This is a genomic window from Arthrobacter sp. GMC3, assembly GCF_002929305.1.
Classification (GTDB): domain Bacteria; phylum Actinomycetota; class Actinomycetes; order Actinomycetales; family Micrococcaceae; genus Specibacter.
Window position 1 is genome coordinate 1 of the sequence record NZ_PJIO01000137.1, and the last position, 555, is coordinate 555.

Below are 555 nucleotides of genomic sequence, written 5' to 3' on the forward strand. Positions count from 1 at the left end.
CGCGCAGCCTCAACCGGGTGCCCTACGGTGCGGCCAAGGGTGGCGTCAATGCGCTGACCGCGTGCCTGGCCTTCGAGAACGCCCAGCGGGGCATCCGCGTCAACGCCACCGCACCCGGCGGTACCGAGGCGCCACCGCGGCGTATTCCACGCAACGCAGCCGAGCAGTGCGAGCAGGAAAAGATCTGGTACCAGCAGATCGTCGATCAGACCGTCGATTCATCGCTGATGAAGCGCTACGGGACGATCGACGAGCAGGCCGGCGCGATCCTTTTCCTGGCATCGGACGACGCGTCCTACATCACCGGCGTGACCCTGCCGGTGGGTGGTGGCGATCTCGGCTGAATCACATAGACCGGCCTGACCGGACAACGCCAAGGCACCTCGGCGGCGCGGTGATTCACTGCTGCGGCCGACCGCGACTAACAAAAACAATAGAGAGTCTTGCCATGCGAAAAGTAGATGTTCACGAAATCATCGATAACGCGCGCTTCAGCCGCTTCCACTGGCTCGTCGTGTGACTCTGTGCACTGCTGCTGATCTTCGACGGCTATGA

General features: G+C 62.7%; 1 protein-coding gene. It reads left to right on the forward strand.

All coding sequences use genetic code 11. The features are described 5' to 3' along the window. On the forward strand, positions 1 to 344 hold a 344-nt coding region (locus CXQ94_RS24005), incomplete at its 5' end, for an SDR family oxidoreductase (protein ID WP_146070426.1). Positions 345 to 555: the final 211 nt, after the last annotated feature.